This is a genomic window from Acinetobacter sp. WC-323 (genome assembly GCF_000314615.1).
GTDB classification, from domain to species: Bacteria; Pseudomonadota; Gammaproteobacteria; order Pseudomonadales; family Moraxellaceae; genus Acinetobacter; species Acinetobacter courvalinii.
In genome coordinates this window covers 13,621-38,324 of record NZ_AMZS01000046.1, presented here as the reverse complement: position 1 = coordinate 38,324, position 24,704 = coordinate 13,621, and the positions used below count along the sequence as shown (strand labels likewise).

Genomic DNA, 24,704 nt, shown 5'->3' with positions numbered 1-24,704 from the left:
AGGATCTTATGAATATTGGTAAAGTTTCTCAAGCTTCAGGTGTAACCGCCAAAATGATTCGTTATTACGAGCAAATTGGTTTGATTCCTGCGGCAGGACGCAGCAATGCAGGTTACCGCTCTTATTCTGATAATGATGTGGAACGATTGAAATTTATCAAACGCAGTCGTGAGCTGGGTTTTTCGGTTACGGAAATCACCGATTTACTGGATTTATGGAATAACCGCAATCGGCAAAGTGCCGATGTAAAACAACTGGCTCAGGCACATATCCAAAAGTTGCAAGAGCGTATCCAGGACCTGCAACAAATGGCGCAAACACTCCAGAATTTAGTCGATTGCTGTGCGGGTGATAATCGTCCCGACTGTCCGATTCTGGAAGGATTAAAAGAACCCAGTCATGAAATCAAGGACATCCATCATCATAATGATCTGCTCTCGCTGTCCCCGCTCACTGGACGCAAATAAAACACAATAAAAGGTGATCTTGTGATCACCTTTTATTTTTTTCCATTCTTTTAACACAAGAAAGCGACTATTTAAGCCGCTTTTGATTCAAGAACAGATTAACGTGGTGGAAAACCTGCTTCAGATAAAGCCTCGACCACTTGTTGCTGTGATGCTGTCGTTTCAACCTTAACACTGCGGTTAGGTGGATCTGTAATGACTTTTGCATTGGCATCTACCGCTTGGATTGCACGGGTTACGCCACGTGCACAGCCACCACAAGTCATATTTTCAACGTGAAATTCCATTGCAAAACTCCATTCAGTTATTTAAGAACATAAAGACACTATAAAGCTTCCCATAATGGTAAGGTCAAGCGTTTTTTCTTAAAATTGCAATTTTACTCAGCATTCTCATCATAAAAAAAGTGCATGATCAACATGCACTTTTTAAAACAATATTTATTGAGTTTTAGCCATTTAAGCCAACTGCCTTAGCACGTGCTTTATGCAATTTCTTATAGCTGTCAATTAAACGTAAATGACGATCAAGCCCTTCCAGTTTCATACTTGTTGGTGTGAGACCATAGAAACGGACCGTGCCTTCAACTGAACCAACCACAGCATCCATACGCTCATTACCAAACATACGGCGGAAATTGGTTTCGTAGTCTTCAAGCTCCATTTCATCATCGAGTAAGACTTCTAACACCACATTCATGCATTGATAGAACAAACCACGTTCTACCGTGTTGGTATTGTATTGCAAGAAAGTCTCAACCAACTCTTTCGCTTCTTCAAACTGCTCTAAAGCAAGATAGATCAACAGTTTCAATTCAAGCAGGGTTAGTTGTCCCCATACCGTATTGTCATCAAACTCAATCCCGATCAAGGTGGTGATTTCGGTGTAATCATCCAGTTCGCATTCTTCTAAACGCTCAACCAAGGCTTCCAATTGTTCATTATCTAAACGATGTAGATTAAGAATATCTTCGCGGAATAAGATCGCTCTGTTGGTATTGTCCCAAATCAGGTCTTCAACCAAATAAATTTCAGAATAATCCGGCACCAAGATACGGCATGCTGTTGCACCCAAGTGCTCATACACGGCCATGTAGACTTCTTTGCCCATTTCTTCAAGGATGCCGAACAATTCTGCAGCTTCTTCAGCATTTGAATTTTCACCTTCATTAGTGAAGTCCCACTCGACAAAGTCATAATCTGATTTGGCACTAAAGAAGCGCCAAGAGACCAAACCGCTTGAATCAATGAAGTGTTCAACAAAGTTGTTTGGTTCTGTCACTGCATTGCTTTGGAATGTCGGTTGCGGTAAATCGTTTAAACCTTCAAAACTACGACCTTGCAACAATTCAGTTAAACTACGCTCTAATGCCACTTCCAAACTTGGGTGCGCACCGAATGAGGCAAATACACCGCCTGTACGTGGGTTCATTAAAGTCACACACATCACAGGGAATTGACCGCCTAACGATGCATCTTTCACAAGGACTGGGAAACCTTGCTCTTCCAAGCCTTGGATACCTGCCACAATACTTGGATATTTGGCCAATACCTGTTGCGGCACATCCGGTAATGCAATTTCACCTTCCAGAATTTCACGCTTAACCGCACGTTCAAAAATCTCAGATAGGCATTGGACCTGAGCTTCTGCCAAGGTATTGCCCGCGCTCATCCCGTTACTGAGATATAAATTCTCAATCAGATTCGATGGGAAATAGACAATTTCATCATCAGATTGGCGTACAAATGGCAATGAACAAATACCACGTTCTGTATTCCCTGAGTTGGTGTCGTATAAATGCGTACCGAGTAATTCATCATCCGGGTTATAGATTTCTAGACAATATTCATCCAGAATCTCTTTTGGTAACTCGCCATTTGGTCCCGGTTTAAACCACTTCTCATCTGGATAATGTACAAATTCTGCATTGGCGATGTCCTCACCCCAGAACTGGTCGTTATAGAAGAAGTTACAGTTTAAACGCTCAATGAACTCGCCTAAAGCCGATGCCAAAGCACTTTCTTTGGTTGAGCCTTTACCATTGGTAAAGCACATTGGCGATTGGGCATCACGGATATGCAACGACCAGACATTCGGTACGATATTGCGCCAAGATGCGATTTCAATCTTCATGCCAAGACCTGCCAGAATCCCTGACATATTGGCAATCGTTTCTTCTAATGGCAGGTCTTTACCTGCAATATAGGTGCTGCTTTCCGAAGCCAGGCTTGGCATCAATAAGGCTTGTGCATCGGCGTCAATGCTTTCAACTTCTTCGATCACAAACTCTGGACCGGTCTGGATCACTTTCTTGACGGTACAGCGATCGATTGAACGCAAGATGCCCTGACGGTCTTTTTCAGAAATATCAACGGGTAATTCAACCTGAATCTTAAAAATCTGTTTGTAGCGGTTTTCAGGATCAACAATATTGTTCTGAGATAAACGGATGTTGTCTGTTGGAATATCACGTGCGGCACAATACACTTTGACAAAGTAAGCTGCACACAACGCAGATGAAGCAAGGAAATAATCAAATGGGCCTGGTGCAGAACCATCGCCTTTATAACGAATCGGCTGATCGGCGATTACCGTAAAGTCATCAAACTTCGCTTCTTGGCGAAGATTGTCGAGATAATTAACCTTGATTTCCATGCGAGCACCTAAATATTCTTATGTGTTGCAAATACATAAGATTGAAAATAATAATCGATAAGCCGAATCGTGGATCACAAATAGACTTAAAAAACTGTGGCTAAGGTCGTCTTATGACTCTATCTAAACACTGACCTTAGTAATGATGGGCGCTATTATAGAAGTATTTTGTGTAATTGATAACTTTTGTCTGTTTTTATAGCCTATTTATGAACAATCAGGCAGGTTTTAGCATACTGACCCAAACCTAGAGTTGCACGGCAAGCTCAACAAAGGCTTTTGCAGTCGGTGACATCTGCTGTTTATTCTTTACTGCCAAGCCAATAGAACGCTTGATGTTGGGAGATAATGGGCGTTTGACCACATTGGGGTAAAGCGAAAGAATATTTGTGTCGAGTGCTAAATCTGCCACAATTGAAACCCCTGCACCCTGATTGACCATATTTAAAATCGACAGGATTTGCGACAAGTTATATTTAATCTGTGGGGTGAGTTGTGCAGCCTTAAACAGTTCCATGACATGGTTTTGACTACCCGCACTGGTCATAATAAAAGGATGATCAAGCAATTCTTGTAATTGTACCGCTGGCTTTTGTGCGATCTCTAAATCGTTGGGCAATAAAGCAACAAAGATATCCTCTAGTAAAGCAAAACTATCAAAGCGGGTTTCAGGCAATACCACAAACCCAAGATCAACTTTGCGTTCATCTATCCACTGCAATACGTCTTTATCAGTTCCTTCAATCACCAGTACCTCAACCTCAGGATGGTGCTGTGCAAACTGTTTTAAAATCAGCGGGATCAGCACATTGGAAGACGATGCGCCAAAAGATCCGATCCTCAAGGTTCCTGTTTTCAGACCTTTGAGATCCATCACTTCTTGCTGAATCATGTCAGCAACATTCAGGATTTCATTCGCATAAGGTAGTAAGCGTTGTCCTGCAGCAGTCAGCTCGACTTCATTGTTATTGCGATAAAACAGCTGGGTGTGCCACTTCTTTTCCAACGCTTTCAGTGCATACGAAATCGCTGACTGTGAAATATTCAGTAGTTGTGCAGTATGCGTAAAATTTTTTAGTTCCGCGAGCTTGGAAAATATTTCAAGTTGAGTCAGGGTCATCACGACGCATTCATGAGTAAAAGCTCATTTTACTATAAAAATAAATTAGTTTTACGATCTGATTCAATTCCATGTTGATTGAAAATTTCATGCGTCACTTCGCCATTGCTCTTTCGAGTTCCACTGTTTATTTGAAGCTGATCTGTGTTGCCCTAATGTGGGGTGGTACCTTCATTGCAGGACGTATTGTTGCTGCGGAACTCTCTCCAAACTTATCTGCATTATTACGCTTTGGCTTTGCTGCCATCTTACTGGTGTTGATCTTATTGAAAAGTACGGGAGGATTTCCCCATCTTTCTGTACAACAACATCTCTACGCTATCTTGATGGGATTGACGGGGGTATTTGCTTATAACTTATTTTTCTTTGCTGCTTTGTCCAGAATTGAAGCAGGCAGAACTGCACTATTTGTGAGCTTATCCCCTATTTTAACGATTTTAGTCATGCGGTTTTTCTTTCAGGAAAGGCTGAGTCGAATCAATTATTTAGGTGTATACCTCGCTTTATTCGGCACATTGATTGTAGTGAGCAAAGGTGAATTTTTTGCTGCATTCGCTCAATCTTTCGGGACGGGTGAAATGATGATGTGCGGTGCAGTTTTGAGCTGGGTCATTTATACGATTTGTTTTAAACAGACCCAAGCCCCTGCCTTAACAATGACCACCTATTCGGTACTGTGGGGAACATTTTTTCTATTCATCAGTCTTGTGCCTGAATTTATGCAATTTTCTCTACCACATATTTCTTTTCACAGCTGGTTGTCCATTATCTTTCTCGGCATCTTTGGCACAGTTCTGGCTTTTATCTGGTATGCCGAAGCAATTTATCGCATTGGCGCATCTCGAACCATCGTATTTAATAATTTGGTGCCTGTATTTGCAGTCTTACTGGCATTTCTGATTCTGAAGGAACCCATCACCTGGTCTATGCTGGTGGGTGGCAGTCTAAGTTTTATTGGGGTTATTTTAACCAATAAACAAGAAAAAGAGAGCGATAAAAGTTGCAATAGAAACTTAGCTTCTTAGCTAAGTTTTTTGTTGACAGCTATCTATTTTGTGCGCAATACTTAGCTCTATGGCTAAGTATGATTCTAAACTCGATGTGTTATTCAGTGCTCTCAGTGATCCAACGCGTAGAGATATCTTAACGCGACTGTCTTTTGGGGCAGCATCGATCACCGAACTGGCTGAACAACATGACATGGCCCTGCCATCTTTTCTAAAACATTTAAATAAATTAGAACAAGCAGGACTTATTCATTCAGAAAAAAATGGACGAATCAGAACTTGTGATCTGACACCCGAAGCTTTCACCCCTATGCAAAATTGGTTAAGTGAGCAACGGGCAATCTGGGAACAAAGACTAAATCAATTTGATCGTTATGCACTCGAATTAAAAAGGAAAAGAGAAAATGAAACTAGATCCAAAGACTGATTTAAAACTGGAAAGAGTGATTGATGTTCCGCGTGAGCTAGTCTGGGAATGCTGGACTACGCCTGAACATATCCAACACTTCTTTATTCCTCGCCCTCACTCGATTAAAGCCTGTGAAATTGATTTACGAGTGGGTGGAAAATTCAATACCATCTTTGAGGTGGATGGCAATGAAATCAAGAATGAAGGGGTTTATCTGGAAGTGATTGATGGCAAAAAATTAGTATTTACCGATACCTATACTGAGGACTGGAAACCTGCTGAGAATCCATTTATGACCGCAATTCTGTTGCTTGAAGATGTAGGCGATGGCGCAACTAAATATACCGCAATCGCCCGTCACCGTTCTGCTGAAACTCGTCAACAACACGAAGACATGGGCTTCTTTGACGGTTGGGGAACGGTGATTGATCAACTGGTTGAGTATGCTAAAGGTCTGAAAGCATAATTTACACATTACACCTAGCAAACTCCTCAAGCTTTAAATCGCTTGAGGAATTTTTTTATGACTCAAATACGTCCAACTTCTAAATACGGAATTAGATGCTTATTAAATTTGGGCCGTGGATCACCCTGAAAACTAATAAAACCGTGCATGCCTGTTAAGCGTTCACCTTTATAAAACTGATTGAGCTGAAAACGAGGATCTTGATGCGACAAGGTAAAGCTTATAACTCCTACACCTCGCTGCTTAGAGATTTTCTGCGCATCTTCAAGCATTAAATGATGCAGTGCTAACTGCTGGGGATGGCACAACAGGCTATGTAACACATGATATCTCACCGAGTCGCCAAGTTTAGGCAATGGCATGCCTTTAGTCACTTTGGTCAAGACATTATAGATTGGACGTATAAGGCCAATCGCTGAACTGTAATGCAGGATTTTGGTCTGTTTAATGGTATGTTGATCCCATAATCCAAACATTCCTACAAGTTTTCCATCTTGAAAGTAAAGCTGAAAGTCCGAGAGTTGTAGTCCCGAAAAATAAGGGTGCCCTGCATCTAACTCTGCGAAATTATAAGCCGGGATAAAATTATAATGCTGCGACATTTCGGCAATAAACCGGTTCATTGCGGTGATATGTTCGGGTCGAGCCTGACATGATTTAATCTCACTCATCTCAGTTTCAGTCCTGTGATTTAAAAAGGCTTTAATTGTTCTTTTGTTTCCCAGATACGTTAGTGTCAGTGTTTGGATTAAGCCTTCATCATAATAATCAGGAATCCCGCTTTTTCCGGTTTGTATGGCTGCTCTTGCTGCATAGTTATCATTAAAAATAATCATCTGGCTAAAATCAGGTTGATGCAGGGTCTGCTTGACATGCGCACCCAATACTTTGACTAAGGATTTGCCACGATAGTTTGGATCAACACGCAAATCACTGGCATAGCGCACATTCTGTATTGCCTTATCGACATAGCACGGGCGATGACCATTGCTATAACAGGCAACATTCTTTTGATGTTCAGTATCTTCAATGACCACATGTAGCTTATGTCGATACAGAATATCTGAAGCTTTAAAATAGCTCGGTTCACGCTGAAAACTGATTTGTACGCCTTTGGTGGTCATTGGCACCGCAATCAGTGCACGTAAGGCCTGATCGTCAGCCAAGGTTGCTTCACGGGTAATCAAGCTGTTTTGATTAGGGGATGTCGGTGGGTTTGTTTTCATTGATTATTCACCTGTGTAGCCGTCTGGTCTGGAACCAGCTGATTTAATTGTCCCATCTGATCCAGGAGTTGATAGACATACACGACTTCATCCTGTTCATTGACGGTTTTTTGGGTCTGTACGTCCAATAGTTTTTGTTCGGTATTGAGCAGATCAAAGGTGGTTTTGGTACCTAAGTCGAACTCTTTTCGGGTGTAGACAAATGCAATCGATGCTGCATCTATGGCATTTTGCAGTGCCTCTTTATTTTGTCGAATGCTTTGCAGCTGTGCATATGTGGTTCGTGCCCGCTGATTTAAATCAAGCTCAAGTGTCCGGATCTTTTGCTTAGCCAGATCGACATCGGCCTGCGCTTTACGAGTATTGGCCCGGTTCAGGCCATCATCAAACAAAGGCACATTCAGTTGTACGCCCACCATGTAATTGTTACTTTCAGAACCGATATAACTTGCTTCATGCTGCTTGCCTGCTCGGCTGGTCAGCATGACTGTCGGCCAGAGTTCCCGTTTGGTTAGGGCGTATTGTTTCTCGGCAGCCTGTTTTTCATATTTGCCGCGCATCAATGCAGGATGACGGTTAGTTCTCGCTAAAACTTCATCCACGCTGTTTGGAATTGCAGGCAATTGTTTGATGGCAACAAGATTATCTGCGGTTAAACCAGTAATTTGATAAAACTGTGCTTCACTCACGGTAAGATTGGATTGAGCCTGTGTAATATCAGCTTGGCCTTGGGCCACTTGGGCCAGAACCTGAGCCAGATCGGCACGGGTAATCATGCCCACGTCAAAACGCCGTTGTGATTCATAGAGCGAGCGTTGCAGATTCGACATGGTTTTTTTCCGTAGCTCTAAAATCGCTTTTTTCTTTAATACATCGGTATAGACCATCACCGTATTCAGGATGGTTTCCGATCTTTGGTCAGATAAACCCTGTGCCTGTGCAGATAACTGGTTCTTCGCTACTTCAACGCCCAAACCATGCCGTCCGGACGTATAAACGGGATAGTCCAGCTGTAATTGCAGACTTCGGCCTTTGCGGTTGCCTTCGGTTGGAAACATGACCTGAGCAGGTGTTTCCACCCGCTCATAATCAAGTTGGCCGACCAGATTAACTTTTAAGCCATCCCGTTGTTTAGCCTGCTCCAGCATGGCAGTGGATTGACTGACACTTAAGCGGCTGACTTCGAGTTGAGTTTCATGCCTTAAACTTGCTGACAAAGCCTCGTCTAAAGTCATGGCACTGACTGTATTTGAAACGAATAGCAGTCCCATGCACAGTACAAGATGCATAGGCTTTAAAAACGGCTTACTAAATTGCGTCTTCCCTTTCTTCATAGTTGTTCCAAACTATTCAGGGTAATTTTCTTTAAGGGTTCAGGCTTGATATTGCCTTCGATAATGCCATCAAACATCACCAGCTTTTTATAGGCGTTCCAGCCATTCGGCGCTTGACGAATCTGGGGTTGATCTAGCTGATCTAAGTTACGGGCAAGTTCATAATGAAAATTCTGACGCAAAATACGATCAATATATTCATCGTTAACACTGTGATGAATTTCCCCTTCAAACAGAACGCAATAAAAGGGTTTAACCTGCTGCTCGGTATCAATCGCCAGCAAGGAGATGGCTTTAGAGTCGGTTTCGTTCAGTTGTGAAAGCAGTTGCTGTGCCGTTTCCGGAGCAAGCTTTTCACCAACCAGATCGACACCAAAACGGCGTCCCTGAAACTCAAAGCAAGGAATCTGTTGCAGAAATCCGGTGACCCGTAAACAATCATCAAGACAATAACGTAGTAAACCATTTCCCGATGTGATGATTGGACTCACCACATCACCCACTTTAAGTTGCCATGAGGGGATAAGCTGGCCCTGCTTTTCCCCCTCAAGATATTCAAACTCGTAAAAATGACTTTGATAAGCTAACGGATATTGATCGTTATACGGAATGGTCACCACGCCTTCAGTTGCCCACAGACCTTTGCCCTCGAACTGCACATCAGGCAGTCTCTGCTTTAATTTTTCAGCCCAGGCTTTAGAGCCTGCGGTATCCCAACTGGAGACCAGACTTAATTTTGGCCAAAGCTGCTTAAAATCAATGTGCTCACCATTAGAACTATTGATTAAGGCCTGTGCACTTTCCGGACTATAAGGTGCCGTAACATCTTTCAACGAATTTTGGCGCATACCCCATAATCCACTTTCCAGCACTTCAATCACTTCCTGTTGCAGGGCTTCCAGACGTTCCAGCAACTGTAGTGCAAAGGTTGGACTCCATACCGAGATCATGGCCAGATTTCGATTAGCCACCAGATAACAAATGGTCGCAAACAATGCATCATCGGCATTTGCAGCAAAGGCTACATTACTTGGAACAGCTTGGGTAAACTTGGATAAGATCCGTTTACCCATGCCTAATAATGCACTGTCATCATTCAGGTTTTTGTCTTTTAAAACTTCACGCTGGCTTTCCGGCAACCATGACACAGACCAATAGTGAGTTCCTGCGCGCAATTGAGGACACTTGCGGTACATGCTGGCTAACCAGGGAGCAATAGCATGATCGAGTTCATCTAAAAACAGTTTGGTATAAGGAATAAACTTAATCTGTTCACTTGAACCACTGGTTGGCTGAAAACGAACCAGCTTGCTGCTGGAAAGTGCAAGCTTTTGTTCACGATAGCGCTGGATATCTTCTCGCCAGGCGCCGTAACGCGTGGCTGGGAATGAATTTACAAACTGTTCATAATTTTGCACTTTTTTATCTTTAGCAAAGGTTGAGGTCTGTAAAATTGAATGCAAAATTTGACGTTGTGTTGCTTCTAATGCATTAAAGCGTTTGGTAAAATTACGATCAGAGGCATCACACCATTGTTTTAAAATAAGATGCGAGCCTGTTGTCAGCCATTCAGCAGCTTTCATTGGATCGCCTCCCGACGGTTGGTTTGAGAGATTGAAAGCGCCTCACATTTGCCTTTACTGGTCGGCTTTGTCATCAGCTTTACTGGAAAACGGGCAATGTCCTTCCAGCCCATACGCCCAATACATGGCAGCTCGGTACCCATCGTCCAGGTTGGATTTTTCTGCTCAAAGAAATCAATATTCGGATTTTTTTCTCTCATTTCAGCAGTAATCGGGGCAATTTCGCCTTTTAATGGCTGATAATCCTCGCCAAAATTTAATAATCCTGCTTCTTTATCATAATATTCGCCAAAGAAATTTTCACAATAATGCTCAATCACTGAAGAGAGATGCTGGTTTTCATCTTTAATATTGGGGTAATACACATAATAATTATTGGCAAGTAATAAGTAGGTCTTATAACCTTTAGAAATCAGTAACCAGTACAGTTCATTAAATGGATATCTGATTCTGAGTTTGATCATCAACTTGAGCATGGCACTTTGAAGTGAGCGCGTTCCCCAAAACTCTCTTAAAACAACAGTATCGCCACTAAATAAAACGGTATAGTCCTTGCCATTCAAATAGAAATGTTGAACCACGACGGTAGAGAAACCAACGATCTCATTGGTTTGTGCATTAAAAATCAGGATTGCACCACTTTTCTTTTTAAAATCATCCACAAAAATAGAAAATCTGGTGTTTTCGTAATATTGTTCATAAATCGAGTACATCACTTTTAAGCGATCAAGATCGATTTGCTCTTTTTCAAGATATTGACCATAGGTACGTTCTTTCTGGTTCAATTTTGAAATTAGTTTATATGTTGTATTAATCATAATACTTCACCTTCTACATCTAGATATGCGAGTTCCCCGATCTCATACAGAGATATTCAAAAACTCATCTAAGTGTTGTTTTTATAAAGGGATCTTTTTTATATAAGCCCTATTGTTTTTTGATTGTTTAAAATTACCCTCTGTTTTTGGATTTCTACATATTCATTTTTTTCCCCCGATCCATAAATATGGTTAAAAATGCGGTCACAAACATAATGATTGCGAGCATGCGTAATAAATCATTAAAACTTGATGTCAGCGCCTGATAATGAATGTCACGATAAATCACGCTCAGCGCAATTTGCTGGGCGTTTGAACCAACCTCCTGATATTGCGCCGTAAGCTGATCCAGTCTTTCGACGAAGATCCAGTTCTGGGGATTCATATACTGATTAATTTGAGTGACATGTAGCGCTGTCAGCCAATCCAGTGAAGAATTAATCAGCGCCAATCCCACTGCTCCGCCAATATTACGCATCAGGTTGTAAATCCCGCTGGCATCAGCAACCTTACTTAGCGGTAAAGTACTCATGGCCAGATGTGAAACCACAATCAGGCAGATCATCAGGCCTATTCCGCGATAAATTTGCGGCCAGAACATAAAGTCATAATCGCTGTGAATGCTAAGATGTGAATTCAGCCATACACCAAAGCCCGCCAGAATCATGCCGACGAATACGGTTTTACGGGTATCAAAATTAGGAATCAGCCAGGCAAGGAATGGGGCAAAAAAGAACATCACTACGCCGGTAACCATCATGACGTGACCAATCTGGCTACTGTTCATTTCTCTTACCTGCCCAAGAAAGACCGGAATCATATAGCCCAAGCCATACAATGCCATGCCGATCACAAAGGTGGTAATCGCACTGAGGGTGAAATTCTTGTTCCTGAATACGCTTAAATCGAGTAAAGGCTTCGGCTGAGTAAAGCTTCTGGAGAAGAAAATCATGCCACCGATCAGACAGACCATAAAAGCGATACGCACACCCGAATCTGCAAGCCAGTCATGTCGAGCACCTTCATCCAGAAAATATTCCAGTCCACCCAAGAACATCGCCATACCAAGCAGGCTCAGCCAGTCCATAGTTTTAATCAGTGAATAATTAGCGCGGTCAATATTGGGGCCTGAGTAAATCACGGTGGCAATGATAATTCCGGGAATGATGTTGATCAGGAACATCCAGTGCCATGAAAAATTATTGGTGAGCCAGCCGCCTATGGTTGGACCAATTGCTGGACCTAAGGTACTGACCATGCCAAAGGTCACCAACGGTAAGGAACGCTTTGCCTCAGGGAACAGCAGATATAATGCCGTCATTGAGGTTGGAATCATGCCACCGCCCATAAAGCCCTGAATCGCACGAAATACCAGTAAGCTTTCCAGATTCCATGCCAGTGCACAGAGTAAGGAACTGATGGTAAATCCCACTGCACAAAGGGTGTAATAGACACGGGTCGAGAGTACGCGCGAGACAATGCTAGACATCGGAATGGCAATGATCTCTGCAATCAAATACACCGTTTGAACCCAGGTTACTTCGTAACGGCTCGCACTCATCCCTGCCTGAACTTCGTTTAAAGAACTGGCGACGATCTGAATATCAAGAATTGCCATAAAATTGCCAAAAATCATGGCAGCGAAAATTACCCATGCCGTTTTCCGGGGGAATTGCCACTCATTTTCAACAGCCTGATTCATCACTTACACCTAATTTATGCTTAAGTTCTGAGATCAACGGTCGCGCTGACCGACATGCCAGGCTTAATCAGATCGATGTGCGGGCTTGAATCGATGCTGATGCGTACCGGAATACGTTGTACGACTTTGTTAAAATTCCCTGTTGCATTGTCAGGAGGCATCAGTGAAAAAGTTGCTCCTGATGCTGGTGAAAAGCTTTCGATTTTTCCGGTATAAATCAGGCTTGGATAGGCATCTATTTTGAGTTTAACCTGCTGGCCAATATGCATTTTTTCTATTTGTGTTTCTTTGAAGTTGGCCTGCACATATAAGCTTTTGTCAGGAATAATCGCCATCAAACGCGTTTGCGGTGAGACACGCGATCCCTTCTGGATTGCAAGACTGCCAACTTTACCAGACACAGGACTGACTACTTTGGAGGAAGCCAGATCAATCTGATAAAGATCAAGGCTGGCATTGGCATTTTCAATGTCGGCTAAAATCTGGGCTCTACTTGCCTGTAAGCTGCCCAGTTGAGCTTCAGCAGCATTGACCGCGGCTTGCGCCTTGCTTAGTTGTGCCTGTGCGGTCAAATATTGGGACTGAATGCCTTCAAAGTTTTGTCGGGCAATCACCCCATCTTTTAACAGGTCTTGATAACGTTCAAAATCTTTTTTCAAGCGCGATAGATCAGCTTGTGCTGCAATAACACCACTATTTGCTTCACTGATGGATGACTTGGCTGATTTTTCATTTTGTTGCTGCACTCCAAGTGCTGCTTGTTTTAAGGTCACCATAGAACGGGCCTGGTCATAACGGGCCTGATAATCGCGATGATCCAGTATTGCCAAGGTTTCCCCTTTTTTAACAACCTGATTGTCTTTAATAATCAACTCAATGACTTCACCTGATATCTTTGGCATCACCCAGGTCAGATCTGCCTGAACATAGGCATTATCGGTAGACTGATAATGTCGATATACAAAAAAATAATATATAATGCCGATGAGAAGTAATAACAGCAGCACGCTAAAAACTGCTCCTGTTATTTTTTTTCGACTTTGGAAATTAGTGTCAGTTTCTAGCTGAGCGACGTTATCCATATTGATTCCGCTTATTTGTCATACTCAATTTTTTATTTTCACCAATAAAATATTGGGATCTTTTTTACTTAACTCTTCACCTGTTTTTATTCAATAAATCGTCACAGGATGAAATTGCTGCTGATTATCATTCTTAAGTCAAATAAATATCATTGACCGTTTTGACATGCATTTTTTCTATTTCTGTCAGTAGCACGAATCTTATAAAAACTATATTTAAAAATGATGTAATTTAAGATATGACCTATTTTGTTGATGTAAATTTGTTTTTTATAATGTTCTACTCTATTGTTAATGCTATATATATTTACTATAAATGAGTTAAGGAAAAATTTTCTGCTGAACAGAGCAGGTCTATGCTTTTGCTTATTTTGCATACACAATCTGCTTTTTGTAACTGATTTAAAATAACGTTGTAAAAATGTAAAGATAATAGAAATAATTTTTATATCTTATTTTCTTATAATCTAATTTTGGATCATTTGACAGATTTATGACAGAAAAACAAATAAATTGTTTAATCTGCATAAATATTTAGAATTAATAAAATAAATTTATTAATTGGTTATTTATAGTTGATAATAATTGAGTTTGTTTGTGTGGTGGTTGTTGTATTGGCTTAATTATGCCAAATGCATCAAATAACTATAGAGTGGATATTTTTATAGTTAATAATATATAAATTTTTTTAATATAAATTCAACCCAAAGGAATAAATAGTAATGGATTCTGGATTAATCACTCTTTTCTTACCCATCGCACTTGCGATCGTCATGGCTGGTTTGGGCTTGGAACTCACTTTAAAAGATTTTGCCCGTGTCACCAAACATCCCAAAGCGGTCATCATCGCCCTATTTTGCCAGTTGGTTTTATTGGTCGGGATTGCATTCCTGATTTGTAAACTACTAGCGCTTCCTCCACTACTTGCTGTCGGTTTAATGCTGCTGGCTGCCTCACCCGGTGGATCGACTGCGAACCTGTTCAGTTACTTATATAAAGGCGATATTGCTTTAAACATCAGTTTGACCGCCATTAATGCATTAGTGGCAGCCCTGTTCTTACCTTTTATTGTCAACTTCTCCATTTTACACTTTATGAATGAAGGCCAGCAGCTTGGACTACAGTTTTCTAAAATTCTGCAAGTTTTCCTGATTATCTTGGTACCAGTAGCAATTGGTATGCTGGTGCGTCATTTTGCGCCGCATATCGCAGAAAAATTAAATCGCCCAGTTCGCATTTTTGCGATTGTTTTTCTGCTTATCATCATTGCTGGGGCGATTTTTACAGAACGAGAGAATCTACTGGCATATTTGGGACAAATTGGATTTGCCACCGCATTATTTTGTGCCATTAGTCTGGCGGTCGGTTATTTTGTTCCCCGATTGTTTGGCATCAGTTCCTATCAGGCTCGAGCCTGTGCCTTTGAAATCGGCATTCATAATAGTACTCTTGCCATGACTATCGCGCTTACCGTCATGGCCAGTACAACCATTGCAATGCCAGCCGCGGTGTATTCTATTTTTATGTATATCTTCGCGACGATCTTTGGCATTTTGATCATCCGCTTTGGTCCACCCGTGACTGAAAAGTCTTAAGTACTTATTATCGTCACTAGCGTATGACTGATTTTCAGTGATGCGCTATTTTAATTATGAGACTTCTAGCTGTTGTTTAAGCGCTTGTGCTGACCATGCCTTGGACGATGTTTCAGCCTGTTTAATCAATTGAATCAGCTTGGCATTGACTGGTGCTTTCAAATTGAGTTGTTGTGCTAAACCAACAACTTCCCCATTAATCCAGTCAATTTCTGTGCTTCGGCCTGCCCTGAGATCATCGGCCATCGATGAACGTGCCAGCGGATCAATCGCTAACATATTTTTGCTGAACACATTAAAAATAAAATCTGGCAGGCTTAATACCCTAGGAACAATCTGCGCTGGCAAGGCCGTCAGTTGGGCAGGTTTGATCCCTGCAATTTTAAGCAGTTTTAACGTTTCCATCTGTGCCATTGCCAGACATTGACGATATCCCCGAATAGAAAGCTGTTGCTTTAAAGGAAGTTGTGACAAGGCATTCACTGAATTATTCAGATTAAGAATTAACTTGGCCCATTGTACTGCCTGCATATCAAATGCAAGTTTAAGTTCCAATCCAGCAGTTTTAAATGCACTTATCAATTCATGCATTGGCTCGTGCTGCTGGGTATATAGAGTTCCTTCTGTACCTTGATGAAAGATTCCCTTACCCAACGCCGTGACATTAAAAGGAACCATGCCAGCCAGAACGGTCTGATCTGGCAGGATTGTTTTTAAGATATCCGCATTCGCCAAGCCGTTTTGAAAACTGATCATCAAGGTCTTATTTGTTAAAACAGATTTTAACTCATGCGCAACTTGCTCAGTGGCGGCCGATTTAACACAGACAAAAATAATATCTGCTTGCGCTGCAAGCTGTGGGTCATCACTCAGTTGCAACTGGTCTGCTGCAATGGTGTGTTGATACCCAAGATAATCCGAAACCGTCAGGCCATATTGTTGTAATTGCTGGCGAATTTTGGGGCGGACAATTAACTGGACATTGCATCCTGCAGCGACCAGTCGACCACCCAGATAGCAACCAATATTACCCGCACCATAAATACATATTTTCATTTAACATCCAGTTCAGTTCACATCCATGTGAGTGACTTTAACCTTAAGTCATAATAGAGATTGTCAGTAAATTGACAATTGATACAGCTATGTAGATTTAAAAGTTAAAAAAGCCCAACATTAGATGTCAGGCTTTCATTTTTGATCTCAAGCAATTAACGTAGCTCTGGATCGGCCAATAAAGTGCTTGCTGCCAATTTGCCTAGGTTATTGGAAGCCAGCGGACTATCACCCGTCAGTAATTTCCGGTCCTGGTGCACCTGACCTGTAATTCCTGTGTTTAAGATTTTAACGCCAAGCTTTTGCAGATTTTCACCCACCAGCCACGGCAGTTGTCCTGGCATATAACCAATATCAATATTCGCACCTTTATCTAGGGAATCAGGGAAAACACAAAGCTGATAGTCTTTGAAAATATAGTCTTGTGGATTTTCATCAACCGCTGCGGCAAGTAAAGCTGCTGGTCCATGACATAGCGTAATTACATATTTATCATTGGCAAGCGCCCACTTTAAGAGCTGTTTGACTTCCGTACTGCGTGGAATCTTCGCCAGTACACCATGTCCACCTGGGATGAAAATACCTGCATAAGGTGAATCAGCACTTAAGGCTTGTTCGAGTACATCAGCAAGTTTTAAGGGTGCTTTGAGCTGTTTTTCATATTTTTTATAGGTGTCTAATACCACTTGTTCTTCATTGGGCATCGCCCACATTTCCAGCTTGACCGGATTACCTGACAGTGTTGCCACGTCAAAGGCAAAACCTGCATTATCCAGATGGAACATGGGCAATAGCATTTCCACGGGGTGATTGCCGGTAGAAAAGAATTTTTCATTTTGCATCAAGATATAACGTTCGTCTGTCGCGATCATCAAAATCTTTTTATCGCCCTGATACGGCTGTGGATAGGTTGTACCATCATAATCCGTTTTAGCAGAAGTATACTGACTCAATGAATACGGCGATGGAAAGAAAGCGTTATCTTCTGCACGATCTGGTGTTGGGTTACGATCATCGGTATTTGTTGTCATTTCAAGTTTCCTCATTGCATCGTTTTATTGATATTCATACTGCTGCAGTAACCTGCCATACTCAAGTGTTGAGTACGAACAGGCATGGAATGAACATAATCAGGCAAATTAAGACTTAATTTCGAGTACCACCTTGCCAGTATGCTGACTGATTTCTAAACACTGATGTGCCTGCGCGACATCTTCAAAAGCGAAAGTTTTATAGATGATTGGCTTACATTGCCCTGCTTCAATCAAAGGCCAGACAAACTGTTCAAGATCCTGAGTAATCTTAGCCTTTTCTTGGTTGGTTCTGGCACGCATGGTAGAGCCAGTAACCACGGCACGTTTGAGCATTAATTCCTGTATATCAAAGCCGTCAACTTTACGACCGCCCATAAAGCCAATAATCACCAGTCGACCATCACGCTTTAACAATCTCAGGTTTTGGTTGAAGTAAGACGCACCGATAATATCCAGAATCACATCTACGCCTTGCCCATCGGTCAGCGCCAAAACTTCTTTTTCAAAATCCTGAGTTTTGTAGTTAATGACCTGTGACACAGCAGATAATTTTTCAACTTTGTCATCACTCCCCACCGTGGAGAAGTTTTTAATGCCCATGGCATGACACAAGCTGATTGCGGTTGAACCAATCCCACTGGCACCGCCATGAATCAGCACGGTTTCATCTGTCTTTAATTGACCAATCTGGAACAGATTCGCCCAGACGGTGAAATAAGTTTCGGGAATCGCAGCGGCCTCAACAAAACTGAGATTTTTTGGAATCTTCAAGCTTTGATTGGCGGGTACGGCACAATATTCAGCATAGCCACCGCCGTTGGTGAGTGCGCAGACTTTATCACCTACTTTAAACTGAGTGACTTGAGCACCTACTTGTGCGACCACTCCTGATACTTCCAGTCCGGGAATAGGCGTAACGCCTTTTGGCATCGGATATAATCCTTGGCGCTGTAAAATATCTGGTCGGTTAATTCCAGTTGCGTAGACTTCAATCAGGATTTCATCTGCTGTAATTTCTGGGCGTGCTCCCTCGGCAAGCTGTAACACTTCAGGACCGCCTGCTTGAGTAATTTCGATATATTTCATTTGTTCTACGCTATTTTGATTCATCTGATCATGACTCCGTTTCAGTATTCGATTCAGCATGTTTGGGCGGAAAACCAAACTGCTTTTTAAATTCTCGGCTAAATTGAGAAGAGCTCTGATAACCAACAGCATAAGCTGCCTGAGCCACACTTTGGTCTGCGTTTTGCAACAATTGTTTTGCCTTATGCAACCGGACGACTTTTAAATATTGCAAAGGCGAATGTTGTGTCACCTGTTTGAAGGCTTTATGAAATGCAGAGGTACTCATATTGGCTTGCTCTGCCAGCATGTCTACAGTGAGCTTTTCGGTAAAGTGATGTTGGATATACTCGCAGATTTTATAAATGGGTCTGAGATTGCCTTGCACAACCAAACCTTTTAATGCATCTGCACCTGCATGTTGAATCACCCGATAAAGCAGTTCTCGTTTAATCTGTTCGCCTAAAACCAGCACATCCTGTTCCGAGGTCAATGTCTGTAATAAACGATTCAGCACATTCGAAATGGCCTGATCATATTCGATTACACTCATTCCTGTGGTCAGTGGCTTAAACTGGTAATTCTCGAAATAGGTTTTAGCCAGTAGCTCATTCACAGTGTCTGCGTCCAGTTTCATGCTGATTGCAATCATCGGGGCTGCCACACTGGCAATGGTGTCACAGTCAAAAGGCATTGAAACAGAAACTATCAGGCATTGACCTTGTTGAAAGGAATAAGTTTCTGTACCGATATAACCGCGCTTTTGACCTTGTAAAACAAATACTAGGGTTGGTTCCTGTAATACCGCGATCGGTGGAGTATTGTGGTCTACGCGCATCAGCACAATGCCGTCAATGGCTGTGGCAAAAAAGCCTTCTTTCTGCACCAGTTTTAGAAATGAGTGGATCAGTGTTTGGTCATTCATCATGTGTCATTTGATGATTGGAAATGTGATTTTTATTATTAAATAGCAAACAGATAAAAACTGTTAGTTTTATGCAGAATTAGGCATGGAATGAAGAGTTTTGTGAAGCTCAGCGGATGTAAGATTGAATGTATTTCCTAATTTAACTGAACATTTCTACTTATTTTTAGGAAATAATAAAAACCCATTACTCACAAATGAGTAATAGGTTTATTAATATTTTACGGTTGTGATACTACTGTGTATTTACCAACTGGTAAATTCCATTTAGAAAGGAAAGCAGTATAACTACAAGATTTTTGGAAATATCCTACTTTAAGCTCCTCTCCTATACCATTTTTTTCACAACGAAATACGGCCTCATAATTGCCATGAGTTGCATTTGAATACTCTAATTTGACCAGTTTCATGTCTTTAAAACAGGATTTACCTTCAGGTGGATGAACCCATGTAATAGAATGATTTGAATCACTACTAGAACTTATAGCCATTTTTGAGTATACAGCTTCGATATATTCATCCTTTAATTCTGGATAACTCTCAAATGAAACACGATCACAATCACGATAAATTATATCTCTTTTGATCATGTCATTCCCACGATCCAAGATATCTTTTATTTCAACAAGTTCCTGAGTTTCCTGAGAGTGAAATAAAAAATAATTCAAAAGGATGGAAGCTATTATAATCAGTAGAATCTGATACTTTTTTTTAAATTTTTTCATCTTATTTCTATAGATATATAATTTACGATATATAAATTAACAGCATTTACCTCTATTAGAAATACACTCATGTCTAATAATCTTTACCTCATAATCAATTGAGAGTATTCGGTCAATTTAATGTTAGTAAAACTGACTCGAATCCAACATCTGTAGAGTAATTTTTTTCACTTCATCACGACTTTGCATGATATGCGCTTCAATCGCGCTGATCGCTTGTTCGGTTTGTCTTTCAAAAATAAAACCTAAGATTTTTTGATGTTCCTGATAAGTTGCCTCAACCCGATAATCTTTGGAAAAATCCAGACGGCGGATAATCCGGATCCGTTCACTCAAATCACGATGAATCCTTGCCATTTCATTATTTCCCGAAGCACGGACCAAGGCACAATGAAAATCTTCATCTTGTTGAGAGAGCTGCTTAATATCCTTTAAATACTCAGAAGGTTGTATCAACCACAGTGCTTTTAATACTGACAACTCAACTGAATGATGGTGCTCCATCTGACAGAGTTTTCGAATCGAATCTTTTTCCAAAACAATCCGCACATCATACAGTTCTTCATAATAACGAAAATTGAGCGGTCGAATCTGCCAACCGCTCCGAAAGCTCACATCGACATAGCCTTCTTGTTGCAGGCGATACAAGGCTTGTCGGATGGGGGTACGACTTACCTCATAGGCCTTAGCAACTTCAGACTCAGTGAAGCGTTCACCTGGCATCAACTTGAAATCAAAGATGTCATTCTTGATGCGCTGGTAAACCAGCTCAGACAAATTGTCTGAGCTTTTTGTTGTTATTTTTGTTTCTTTCATTCAACCCTATTCCATATATACCAATGGTTCACCACTGTGTACGGTTTGCCCTGCCCTGCAAATAATGGCTTTTACAATGCCATCCTCTTCCGCATAAACTGGCAGTTCCATTTTCATGGCTTCAATAATAGCAATAGTTTCTCCTTTTTTGATCTCTTGGCCATGTTCAACAAAAATTTTCCAGATATTGCCTGTCATTGATGCATTTAAAGCAGAAAGATGACTGTAATCGACCTGATTGGCTTGTTCTACCTGCTGCTCAGGTTGTACTGCAAACTCTTCTTTCCAGCGGCTGACTTCGGTACTAAAGGCCTGTTGTTGCTTCTCCTTAAATGCAGCAATACTTTCAGCCTCTTTGTCTAAGAACTGCACATAATCTGCATAGTCAAACTCGGTTTCTTCAATCTGGATTTGGGCACGACCATTTTCAAAATCTGCACGCCATTCATTCAATTCAGCTTCAGTCACAGGGAAATATTTAATCTGGTCAAAGAATTGCAAGAACCATTGTTTATCACCAAATTGCTTGTTCTTTTTAAACTTGTTCCAAATCGGCAGTGTCCGCCCAATCAACTGATAACCACCCGGTGAGTCCATACCATAAATACACATGTACATGCCACCAATACCGACGGTGCCTTCTGCGGTAAAGGTCCGTGCAGGGTTGTACTTGGAGCTGAGCAAGCGGTGACGTGGATCGATTGGCACAGCACAAGGTGCTGTCAGATAAACGTCGCCTAAACCCAGGACCAGATAGTTAGCATCAAAAATGATATCTTTGACTTCATCACGATGTGCTAGACCATTAATACGTTGGATAAAATCAACATTATTCGGCAACCACGGCGCTTTGGCGCAGACACTTTCCTGATAGCGTTCCACTGCACCTAAAGTTGCACTGTCTTCAAATGCCATTGGTAAGTGCACAATACGCGATGGAATCTTAAGCTGGCTTAAATCCCCCATTTGCTCTTCAAGTTTAAGTAATTGTTGAATCAGCTCAGCTTGAGCAATCACTAAACCATCATATTTAATCTGTAGTGAACGTACACCGGGTGACAGTTCTAAAACTCCAGCAAGATTGGCAGCGCGAATCATTTGAATCAATTGGTGCACACGTAAACGTAACGCTAAATCCAAAACATTTTCACCATATTCGAGCAAGATATAGCTATCTCCAGCTTGGCGATACACGGTTTTTGGCGATAATTCTGTTTCTTCACGTTGTGCCAGAATGGTGGTAAAGACATCTTGAGCTGGTTCAATCGTTTCAATGACTTTGGCAGCGGAGGCAAAGTTCTGGATATTGTCAATTTGCTTACGTTCTAGATCGTTGGCCTGCTCGACTGTAATTGGATAAAAACGGATTTTATCATCGGCTTTCAACTGGCCTACTTTCCATAGTTCTGCTTTGGCAATGGTCACAGGACACACGAAACCGCCAAGGCTAGGACCATCTTTTGCCAAAATCACAGGGAAATCACCGGTAAAGTTGATCGCACCAATTGCATATTCACAATCATGCACGTTGGATGGATGTAGACCTGCTTCACCGCCATTTTCTCTTGCCCAGCTCGGTGTAGGCCCTGAAAGTCTGACGCCTAAACGGTTTGAATTAAAGTGAACCGTCCACTCAGAAGCAAAAAATTCTTCTACATATTCAGGTTTAAAGAAATCAGGCGCGCCGTGTGGCCCATACAGCACTGCGATTTCCCATTCATTGCTATATTCAGGAATAAGCTCTTTGGATAAGGCTTGAGGCTCATCAATCGCAAGCGGTAATTCCACACTGGCCAGTTCTGCATCAACCATTTTGATCATGTCACCAACACGTAAAGTACGTCCTGCATGCCCCCCAAAGTTACCCAATGCGAAGGTTGAACGGCTACCTAAATACAAGGGTACATCCAGTCCATCACGTACGGCTAAATAAGTACGGCAGCCTGATGCCACCTGACCAACTTTCAAAGTTTGACCCGCTTTGACCTTAATTGGTTGCCAAAAAGCAATGCGTTGATCATCCAACACAGCAGTACAGCTTGCACCTGTGAGTGCAATGATGGTATCGGCATGGAACTTCAAGCTTGGCCCCACCAAGGTAAATTCAAACCCCGCAGCTTTTGCGTCATTACCCACAATGCGGTTGGCAAGTTGGAAGGCATAATCATCCATAGGACCCGATGGCGGCACACCAATATCCCAATAGCCTGTTCGTCCCGGATAGTCTTGAATTGAGCTCAATGTACCCGCTTGTACAACTTCAATGACTTTTGGTGAATAATCAAAATCATCCAGCATACGTGTCCAGATTTGCATGGATTCAAATCGTTGGTCAGAAACAATCGCGCGTGCATAATCCAGATTGGTGCTGATACCATTTAAACGGGTTTCAGCCAGAACTGTTTTTAATTTTTCGATTGCAGTAGCACGATCTTCAGCATGCACAATAATCTTGGCAATCATTGGATCGAAATACTGGGAAATTTCGGTGCCTGTTTTCACCCAGGTATCCACACGAATGCCTTCTGGGAATGATACTTCTGTGAGCACACCCGGACTTGGCTGGAAATTTTTAACAGGATCTTCAGCATAGATCCGAACTTCAATCGCAGCGCCCTGTGGTTGGATATTGCTGAGATAGTCCCAATCCAATGCATCTCCCGCCGCGACTTTGAGCATACACTCGATTAAGTCGAGACCTGTCACCATTTCCGTTACCGGATGCTCGACCTGTAAACGGGTATTCACCTCAAGGAAATAAAACTCATCCCGTTTGGCATCATAAATAAACTCAACCGTTCCTGCACTGCGATAATTGACGGAACGACCCAATTGAATTGCAGCTTGATGGAGCTTTTTACGGGTTGCTTCAGGCAAGTTCGCTGCTGGGGTTTCTTCAACCACTTTCTGGTTACGGCGTTGCAAGGAGCAATCACGCTCACCAAACGCGACCACTTGACCTTTGCCATCGCCAAAAATCTGTACTTCGACATGACGTGCTTGATCAATAAAGCATTCAATAAACACACCTGCATCTTTAAAGAACTGCTCACCTAGGCGTTTTACACTTTCATACGCTTCAGTTAATGTTTGCGGGGAATCACAACGGGTTAAGCCAATTCCACCGCCACCTGCAGTGCTTTTGAGCATGATTGGATAGCCAATCCGTTCAGCAGCTGACAATGCTTCTTCAAGGCTATCAAGCAGTCCTGTGCCAGGTGTCATTGGAACATTCGCTGCCGCAGCCAATTCACGTGCGCGATGTTTTAGGCCAAACTCCAGAATCTGTTCTGCGGTTGGGCCCATAAAGACAATATTGTTTTCTTCGCACGCACGGGCAAACTCGGCACTTTCGGATAAAAAACCATAACCCGGAAAAATCGCTTCTGCCCCAGTTTGTTGAGCAGCTTGAATCAGTTTTTCGATACTTAAATAGGTATCGGCAGGTTTTAAACCTTCTAGCGCAATGGCAATATCGGCATCCTGCACATGTTGAGCATAACGATCGCTGTCCGAATAAACTGCCACACTGGTAATACCTAATTTTTTCAGTGTTCGAATTGCCCGAACAGCAATTTCACCACGGTTTGCAATAAGTACAGTCTTAAACATGATGATT

21 protein-coding genes are annotated in these 24,704 nt (G+C 41.9%); 5 read left to right on the top strand and 16 right to left on the bottom strand.

What is annotated here, in order from left to right; genetic code table 11:
• Nucleotides 1-8 precede the first annotated feature (8 nt).
• On the top strand, nt 9-467 hold the full coding sequence (cueR, locus tag ACINWC323_RS08490; protein ID WP_005230570.1) for a Cu(I)-responsive transcriptional regulator: 459 nt from the start codon (nt 9-11) through the stop codon (nt 465-467).
• A 98-nt stretch (nt 468-565) separates the two neighbouring features.
• On the opposite strand, the gene ACINWC323_RS08495 is transcribed toward cueR, so the two are convergent.
• The 3 genes from ACINWC323_RS08495 to ACINWC323_RS08505 all read right to left on the bottom strand — a co-directional run bounded on the left by ACINWC323_RS08495 (nt 566) and on the right by ACINWC323_RS08505 (nt 4,242).
• On the bottom strand, nt 566-754 hold the full coding sequence (locus tag ACINWC323_RS08495) for a heavy-metal-associated domain-containing protein (protein WP_004653564.1): 189 nt from the start codon (nt 752-754) through the stop codon (nt 566-568).
• 163 nt (nt 755-917) lie between these two features.
• Nucleotides 918-3,122, bottom strand: coding sequence for an OsmC domain/YcaO domain-containing protein (locus ACINWC323_RS08500; protein WP_009512771.1), 2,205 nt, complete (start codon nt 3,120-3,122; stop codon nt 918-920).
• Between the two features lie 247 nt (nt 3,123-3,369).
• Nucleotides 3,370-4,242, bottom strand: coding sequence for a LysR family transcriptional regulator (locus tag ACINWC323_RS08505; protein ID WP_009512749.1), 873 nt, complete (start codon nt 4,240-4,242; stop codon nt 3,370-3,372).
• A gap of 89 nt (nt 4,243-4,331) precedes the next feature.
• Between ACINWC323_RS08505 and ACINWC323_RS08510 the strand changes: the two genes are divergently transcribed.
• Genes ACINWC323_RS08510 through ACINWC323_RS08520 form a run of 3 tightly spaced genes read left to right on the top strand, consistent with a single transcriptional unit; the run spans nt 4,332 to nt 6,124 of the window.
• Nucleotides 4,332-5,267 carry a DMT family transporter gene (locus ACINWC323_RS08510; protein ID WP_050560468.1) on the top strand — a complete coding sequence of 312 codons (936 nt, stop codon included), beginning with the start codon at nt 4,332-4,334 and terminating at the stop codon, nt 5,265-5,267.
• 49 nt (nt 5,268-5,316) lie between these two features.
• On the top strand, nt 5,317-5,676 hold the full coding sequence (locus tag ACINWC323_RS08515; RefSeq protein WP_009512937.1) for an ArsR/SmtB family transcription factor: 360 nt from the start codon (nt 5,317-5,319) through the stop codon (nt 5,674-5,676).
• Entirely contained in the window at nt 5,654-6,124 is a 471-nt protein-coding gene (locus tag ACINWC323_RS08520) for an SRPBCC family protein (RefSeq protein WP_009512567.1), read from the top strand. The genes ACINWC323_RS08515 and ACINWC323_RS08520 overlap by 23 nt, the downstream gene beginning before the upstream one ends.
• 62 nt (nt 6,125-6,186) lie before the next feature.
• Here ACINWC323_RS08520 and ACINWC323_RS08525 read toward each other — a convergent pair whose 3' ends face one another.
• The 6 genes from ACINWC323_RS08525 to ACINWC323_RS08550 form a co-directional block, all read right to left on the bottom strand.
• Nucleotides 6,187-7,350, bottom strand: a complete 1,164-nt coding sequence (locus ACINWC323_RS08525) for a hypothetical protein (protein ID WP_009512780.1) — start codon at nt 7,348-7,350, stop codon at nt 6,187-6,189.
• Nucleotides 7,347-8,639 carry a TolC family protein gene (locus tag ACINWC323_RS08530; protein WP_155758133.1) on the bottom strand — a complete coding sequence of 431 codons (1,293 nt, stop codon included), beginning with the start codon at nt 8,637-8,639 and terminating at the stop codon, nt 7,347-7,349. The genes ACINWC323_RS08525 and ACINWC323_RS08530 overlap by 4 nt, the downstream gene beginning before the upstream one ends.
• Nucleotides 8,640-8,680: 41 nt before the next feature.
• On the bottom strand, nt 8,681-10,267 hold the full coding sequence (locus ACINWC323_RS08535; protein WP_009512565.1) for a GH3 family acyl-acid amido synthetase: 1,587 nt from the start codon (nt 10,265-10,267) through the stop codon (nt 8,681-8,683).
• Nucleotides 10,264-11,052, bottom strand: a complete 789-nt coding sequence (locus tag ACINWC323_RS08540) for a hypothetical protein (protein ID WP_171062200.1) — start codon at nt 11,050-11,052, stop codon at nt 10,264-10,266. Before ACINWC323_RS08540 ends, ACINWC323_RS08535 begins: the two co-directional genes overlap by 4 nt.
• A 187-nt stretch (nt 11,053-11,239) precedes the next feature.
• Nucleotides 11,240-12,787 (bottom strand): DHA2 family efflux MFS transporter permease subunit, encoded by a 1,548-nt coding sequence (locus tag ACINWC323_RS08545; protein WP_009512757.1) that lies wholly within the window; start codon nt 12,785-12,787, stop codon nt 11,240-11,242.
• 20 nt (nt 12,788-12,807) lie between these two features.
• Nucleotides 12,808-13,869 (bottom strand): HlyD family secretion protein, encoded by a 1,062-nt coding sequence (locus ACINWC323_RS08550; RefSeq protein ID WP_032881533.1) that lies wholly within the window; start codon nt 13,867-13,869, stop codon nt 12,808-12,810.
• 722 nt (nt 13,870-14,591) lie between these two features.
• Between ACINWC323_RS08550 and ACINWC323_RS08555 the strand changes: the two genes are divergently transcribed.
• Nucleotides 14,592-15,464, top strand: a complete 873-nt coding sequence (locus ACINWC323_RS08555; protein ID WP_009512790.1) for a bile acid:sodium symporter family protein — start codon at nt 14,592-14,594, stop codon at nt 15,462-15,464.
• A 54-nt stretch (nt 15,465-15,518) separates the two neighbouring features.
• On the opposite strand, the gene ACINWC323_RS08560 is transcribed toward ACINWC323_RS08555, so the two are convergent.
• The 7 genes from ACINWC323_RS08560 to uca all read right to left on the bottom strand — a co-directional run bounded on the left by ACINWC323_RS08560 (nt 15,519) and on the right by uca (nt 24,697).
• On the bottom strand, nt 15,519-16,520 hold the full coding sequence (locus ACINWC323_RS08560; protein ID WP_009512617.1) for a 2-dehydropantoate 2-reductase: 1,002 nt from the start codon (nt 16,518-16,520) through the stop codon (nt 15,519-15,521).
• Between the two features lie 155 nt (nt 16,521-16,675).
• The gene (gene hchA / locus ACINWC323_RS08565) at nt 16,676-17,551 is read right to left on the bottom strand and encodes a glyoxalase III HchA (RefSeq protein WP_009512561.1); all 876 of its coding nucleotides are present in this window, start codon (nt 17,549-17,551) and stop codon (nt 16,676-16,678) included.
• A gap of 108 nt (nt 17,552-17,659) precedes the next feature.
• Nucleotides 17,660-18,664, bottom strand: coding sequence for an NAD(P)H-quinone oxidoreductase (locus ACINWC323_RS08570; RefSeq protein WP_009512703.1), 1,005 nt, complete (start codon nt 18,662-18,664; stop codon nt 17,660-17,662).
• A 4-nt stretch (nt 18,665-18,668) separates the two neighbouring features.
• Nucleotides 18,669-19,547 carry an AraC family transcriptional regulator gene (locus tag ACINWC323_RS08575; protein WP_032881531.1) on the bottom strand — a complete coding sequence of 293 codons (879 nt, stop codon included), beginning with the start codon at nt 19,545-19,547 and terminating at the stop codon, nt 18,669-18,671.
• Between the two features lie 218 nt (nt 19,548-19,765).
• Entirely contained in the window at nt 19,766-20,269 is a 504-nt protein-coding gene (locus ACINWC323_RS0119085; RefSeq protein WP_032881530.1) for a hypothetical protein, read from the bottom strand.
• 123 nt (nt 20,270-20,392) lie between these two features.
• The gene (locus tag ACINWC323_RS08580) at nt 20,393-21,085 is read right to left on the bottom strand and encodes a GntR family transcriptional regulator (RefSeq protein ID WP_009512538.1); all 693 of its coding nucleotides are present in this window, start codon (nt 21,083-21,085) and stop codon (nt 20,393-20,395) included.
• Between the two features lie 6 nt (nt 21,086-21,091).
• Nucleotides 21,092-24,697 carry an urea carboxylase gene (gene uca / locus ACINWC323_RS08585; protein ID WP_009512683.1) on the bottom strand — a complete coding sequence of 1,202 codons (3,606 nt, stop codon included), beginning with the start codon at nt 24,695-24,697 and terminating at the stop codon, nt 21,092-21,094.
• Nucleotides 24,698-24,704 lie beyond the last annotated feature (7 nt).

Excerpts from the sequence above, each read along its gene's own strand:
- ACINWC323_RS08575 (WP_032881531.1), bottom strand. The coding sequence starts at position 19,547 with ATGATGAATGACCAAACACTGATCCACTCATTTCTAAAACTGGTGCAG.
- ACINWC323_RS08500 (WP_009512771.1), bottom strand. The coding sequence starts at position 3,122 with ATGGAAATCAAGGTTAATTATCTCGACAATCTTCGCCAAGAAGCGAAG.
- ACINWC323_RS08535 (WP_009512565.1), bottom strand. The coding sequence starts at position 10,267 with ATGAAAGCTGCTGAATGGCTGACAACAGGCTCGCATCTTATTTTAAAA.
- uca (WP_009512683.1), bottom strand. The coding sequence starts at position 24,697 with ATGTTTAAGACTGTACTTATTGCAAACCGTGGTGAAATTGCTGTTCGG.
- ACINWC323_RS08550 (WP_032881533.1), bottom strand. The coding sequence starts at position 13,869 with ATGGATAACGTCGCTCAGCTAGAAACTGACACTAATTTCCAAAGTCGA.
- ACINWC323_RS08545 (WP_009512757.1), bottom strand. The coding sequence starts at position 12,787 with ATGAATCAGGCTGTTGAAAATGAGTGGCAATTCCCCCGGAAAACGGCA.
- cueR (WP_005230570.1), top strand. The coding sequence starts at position 9 with ATGAATATTGGTAAAGTTTCTCAAGCTTCAGGTGTAACCGCCAAAATG.
- ACINWC323_RS08580 (WP_009512538.1), bottom strand. The coding sequence starts at position 21,085 with ATGAAAGAAACAAAAATAACAACAAAAAGCTCAGACAATTTGTCTGAG.
- ACINWC323_RS08525 (WP_009512780.1), bottom strand. The coding sequence starts at position 7,350 with ATGAAAACAAACCCACCGACATCCCCTAATCAAAACAGCTTGATTACC.
- ACINWC323_RS08555 (WP_009512790.1), top strand. The coding sequence starts at position 14,592 with ATGGATTCTGGATTAATCACTCTTTTCTTACCCATCGCACTTGCGATC.
- ACINWC323_RS08515 (WP_009512937.1), top strand. The coding sequence starts at position 5,317 with ATGGCTAAGTATGATTCTAAACTCGATGTGTTATTCAGTGCTCTCAGT.
- ACINWC323_RS08495 (WP_004653564.1), bottom strand. The coding sequence starts at position 754 with ATGGAATTTCACGTTGAAAATATGACTTGTGGTGGCTGTGCACGTGGC.
- ACINWC323_RS0119085 (WP_032881530.1), bottom strand. The coding sequence starts at position 20,269 with ATGAAAAAATTTAAAAAAAAGTATCAGATTCTACTGATTATAATAGCT.
- ACINWC323_RS08530 (WP_155758133.1), bottom strand. The coding sequence starts at position 8,639 with ATGCATCTTGTACTGTGCATGGGACTGCTATTCGTTTCAAATACAGTC.
- ACINWC323_RS08520 (WP_009512567.1), top strand. The coding sequence starts at position 5,654 with ATGAAACTAGATCCAAAGACTGATTTAAAACTGGAAAGAGTGATTGAT.
- ACINWC323_RS08505 (WP_009512749.1), bottom strand. The coding sequence starts at position 4,242 with ATGACCCTGACTCAACTTGAAATATTTTCCAAGCTCGCGGAACTAAAA.
- ACINWC323_RS08570 (WP_009512703.1), bottom strand. The coding sequence starts at position 18,664 with ATGAATCAAAATAGCGTAGAACAAATGAAATATATCGAAATTACTCAA.
- ACINWC323_RS08510 (WP_050560468.1), top strand. The coding sequence starts at position 4,332 with ATGCGTCACTTCGCCATTGCTCTTTCGAGTTCCACTGTTTATTTGAAG.
- hchA (WP_009512561.1), bottom strand. The coding sequence starts at position 17,551 with ATGACAACAAATACCGATGATCGTAACCCAACACCAGATCGTGCAGAA.
- ACINWC323_RS08560 (WP_009512617.1), bottom strand. The coding sequence starts at position 16,520 with ATGAAAATATGTATTTATGGTGCGGGTAATATTGGTTGCTATCTGGGT.